This is a genomic window from Clostridia bacterium, from assembly GCA_017410375.1.
Taxonomy (GTDB): Bacteria; Bacillota; Clostridia; order RGIG6154; family RGIG6154; genus RGIG6154.
Genome location: JAFQQW010000004.1, coordinates 1 through 4,110 on the forward strand (window position 1 = coordinate 1; position 4,110 = coordinate 4,110).

Annotated in this window: 4 protein-coding genes; 2 read left to right on the forward strand and 2 right to left on the reverse strand. The window is 40.4% G+C overall.

The genetic code is table 11. The features are described 5' to 3' along the window. Positions 1 to 451: DUF4091 domain-containing protein (locus IJE10_00670; protein MBQ2966621.1), on the forward strand; the 451-nt coding region annotated here is incomplete at its 5' end. Between the two features lie 17 nt (positions 452 to 468). Here IJE10_00670 and IJE10_00675 read toward each other — a convergent pair. After that, entirely contained in the window at positions 469 to 1,251 is a 783-nt protein-coding gene (locus IJE10_00675; protein MBQ2966622.1) for a helix-turn-helix transcriptional regulator, read from the reverse strand. Between the two features lie 115 nt (positions 1,252 to 1,366). Between IJE10_00675 and IJE10_00680 the strand changes: the two genes are divergently transcribed. Then, on the forward strand, positions 1,367 to 3,589 hold the full coding sequence (locus IJE10_00680) for a hypothetical protein (GenBank protein ID MBQ2966623.1): 2,223 nt from the start codon (positions 1,367 to 1,369) through the stop codon (positions 3,587 to 3,589). 36 nt (positions 3,590 to 3,625) lie between these two features. On the opposite strand, the gene IJE10_00685 is transcribed toward IJE10_00680, so the two are convergent. Further along, positions 3,626 to 3,976 carry a hypothetical protein gene (locus IJE10_00685; protein MBQ2966624.1) on the reverse strand — a complete coding sequence of 117 codons (351 nt, stop codon included), beginning with the start codon at positions 3,974 to 3,976 and terminating at the stop codon, positions 3,626 to 3,628. Positions 3,977 to 4,110 lie beyond the last annotated feature (134 nt).

Below are 4,110 nucleotides of genomic sequence, written 5' to 3' on the forward strand. Positions count from 1 at the left end.
ATACTACTGCTGCGGTCCGATATATACATTCACCAACAGCTTTCTTTCTATCCCCTCTGCCCGTGTGCGGATTCTGGGACTTCAGCTTTTTAAGTACGATATAAAAGGCTTTTTGCACTGGGGCTTAAACTTTTATAACACCGCCCACTCCATTTACACCATTGACCCGTATCTGACCACCTCTTCGGACGGCTCATTCCCCTCGGGTGATGGGTACATTCTGTATCCGTCCAAAACCGGTGCATACACATCCTTGCGTGCCGAAATTACATACCAGGCAATGCAAGACATCCGTCTTTTGGATGCCTTGGCACAAAAAGTCGGCAAAGACAAAGCTGTAGAATTAATAGACGAGCTTGCAGGCTGTGATTTGCAATTTGACCAATACCCCATCTGCAATCAGCTTTACGAAAATTTACACGACAAGATTTGTGAGCTTTTAACTAAATAATACGAAACCGTCGAACATCAGTTCGACGGTTTTAGTTTATACCGGGAAGGACTTGTGCCTGTTATTTTTTTAAATTCACGACTAAAATGGGTTGCATCCGAAAAGCCCGACTGTCGAGCGACCTCAGAAACCGAATACATCTGCGATTGTAAAAGCGTCTTTGCGTGGCTGATTTTTAAATCGTTTATATATTTAATGGGCGAAACACCATAAAAACTTTTGAAAAGCTTTCGAAAATACACCGCCGAAACGCCACATCGATCTGCTAATTTTTCCACACACAATTCACCACTTAAACAAGTCCGATGCATTGCGTCCACCGCAGGCTTTATGATTTCAAATTTTTCAGACGGCATATACTCCGAAAAATATTGCTTCATCAAAATATAAATCAATCCATAAAGCTCCGCTTTGCACTTTATATTTTCTTCGTTTTTCTGCATTTTCCACGCATTTGCTGCCCGTTGGAAGCATTTTTCGGCATCCGCACAATTTTTAAGTTGCATTACAAAAGGCGGAAAAGTAATATCCTCATCTAATTCAAAATTTATCGCATAACAATCGCCGATTTTCCGACACGCCACTTCATAAAACGAATGCTTCGGTAAATAAATAATGCTACCTGCCTGTACCCGAAGAGATGTTCCATTCTGAAAAATATAATCCTTATCCCCTGCCATATGCAGTGCTAAACCGTGATTGAGTCTATCCTTATGTATCGCTTTGTCATAGGAAGCCTGCAGATAATTTACAAAAACAATTTTGGTTATGTTAAAATCATAATTCATAAATTTATCCATAAAACCACCTCGCTTGCATTATATACTTTTGTTTTGAAAATGTCAAGTTGTTTTGTTTTTCCTATTCCATTTTTCGCAGAATAAGCTATAATGTAAGAAAAAGGAGGTTTTATTTATGCAATATATTAAGGATGCAGATTATCAATACATTTCAAACAAATACCACGATACCACAAAACCTTTTAATTCCTTAGCCCGTTTTATTCGCCACGACGAAATTTTCAACCCCGAAACCGGCATGGACGGTGATGAAATTATAAATCAGCTTTTGATTTTGGACGAAAGCACCGCAAATCTTCCAAACCCCATACGCATGGCAAAGGCTTTTGCTTTCGTTTTAGAGAACACAAGAATTGCCTGCGACCCGAGAGATATTTTCCCTGCAATCAACACGATGGATCGCCCCCTTGATAAAACCGTCATTAAAAATAGGAACGACGAAGTGTTCCTTAAAATCATTCCCGAAATTGATGAAAAACGAAATTTTTACGGACGCACAGGCGCAGCTACCTTGTGGCCGGATTTCAGCCACAGCGTACCCCATTGGGAAATTCTGTTTGAACTTGGTTTTTTGGGTTTGCTGAAAAAAAGCGAAGAAATACGTGCAAGCAAAACTTTAGATGCTGAACAAGATGCTTTTTATGAAAGCATAAAAATAACCTATGAGGCGGTACTGCATTTAATTGACCGCCTGCAGACGCTTGCAAGCACCACAAAAGGCTCGGAAAAGCTTGCGCAAGCACTTAAAAACATACGAAACAACCCACCCGCTTCCTTTTATGAGGTCTTACTTTTGGATTATATTTATTTTATTGTCAGTGAGCATATTAACGGTATGCAGGCACGCTCAATCTGTAATTTTGACAGGGTTTTGTACCCCTACTACAAAAAAGATTTGGAAAAAGGCGTAACCGAACAAGAACTTAGCACCGATTTAGCTTATTTTCTGTTACAGTTTACTGCAATCGGCAATTATTGGGGACAGCCGGTGTATTTAGGCGGTTGCAATGCAGACGAAAGCACCGTTATCAATGAGTTTTCTTACATCTTTCTGGATGTGTATGACCAAATGGAGCTTTTAAATCCCAAAATACAGATAAAAGTAGCAGACAGTACCCCAAAAGCATTTCTTTTAAAAGCGTTGGATATGATTCGCCGTGGCAGAAATTCCATTGTATTTGTTTCAGATGCCACCATACGAAAAGCTCTGATGCAATCGGGTGCAACCTTTGAGCAAGCTCGCCTTTGTGATGTAAAAGGCTGTTACGAGTATGCAATACAAAACGAAATGCACACAGATATGAACTATATCAATCTGGTAAAACCTTTAGAATATGCGTTGCATCGCGGTTGCGACGGCATAACGGGCGAATTTGCAGGGCTAAAAGCGCCTGATATTTCAGAAATTCCTTCTTTTGAGGCTTTCTTTGACATTTACAAGCAACAGCTTTTATATATGGTACAAAATGCTATGCACATTGTAAACATCTACGAAGAATATCTTTCCTACATCAATCCTACGCCATTGCTTTCTGCTACATATCCGACCTGCCTTGAAAGAGCAAAAGATTCCCTTTACGGCGGTGCAAAGCGAAATACTACTTCTTTGAATGTTGGCTTTATTGCCGATGCGGCAGATTCTTTAACTGCCATCAAAAAATTTGTGTATGACCAAAAAGAAATTTCTCTTCCCAATCTTGTTCGTGTTTTAGACAATAATTTTGAAGGCAACGAAGCTTTGCAACAAAAATTATACAAAGACCGTGATAAATACGGAAACAACCGTGATTTACCCGATAGCATTGCCAAAGAAATTATAGACTTTCTTGTTCAGAATGTACACGGAAAACCGAATAACGAAAAAAGAAACGGACATTGGAGCTTAAGTTTTCACGTGGCACGAATGTCATACGATCAGGGCAAAAAAACTATGGCAACGCCAAACGGCAGACGGCTTGGCGAAGAGCTTGCTAAAAATGTCTCTGCATCTATGGGACAAAACCGCGACGGTGCAACTGCCGCCATTCTTTCTGCCACAAAGTTTGACGCATCCTCTTTTTGCGGAGATGCCTGCCTGGATTTAGGCTTGCTTCCCAAATCGGTGGACGGAGAAAAAGGGTTAGAATCTATGTATGTTCTTCTTTTAACCTTTATAAAGCGCGGCGGTCATGCAATGCATATCAATGTTTTTGATGCCGATACGCTGATAGAAGCACAAAAAAATCCCGATAAATACCAGGATTTGCAAATTCGCGTATGTGGTTGGAGCGTACTTTGGAACAACATCAATAAACCCGAGCAAGACGGATTTATCAAACAAGCAAAAGAACTCTGCTAACACAAAGGGACTGTAATTTCATTACAGTCCCTTTGTTTATATGTCCTCTTGAATAGTACGATTTATAATCATGCGTTTCAGTTCATCCGAAAGTACATAAAAATACTCCGAATAACCGCCTACGCGCACCACAAGATTTTTATGCATTTCAGGTTCTTTGTACGCTTCTTCCAACATTTCACGCGAAATGCAGGTGATTTGCATCTGCATACCGCCAAGCTGCATATAGGCTAAAATCAAGCCTTTCAGTGTATCATCTGTAACCGACGGTGCAATGTTAAATCCGACCACAGGGGTACCCACCGCTTCTTTTAAATTGAGGCTTGTTACACTTTTTAAAAGTGCAGTAGGTCCTTTTTTGTCTTTGCCGAAAATGGCGGCCAACATCATGGTTACCGAAAACGGCAAGACCGACTATATGTTCGGCTGGCATGTATCTGCAGATTCCCCCGAATATATTTCCTTCCTGAAACAGTACATCAAAGCAATTTCGGACGAATTAAAAGCCGAGGGTATTGATA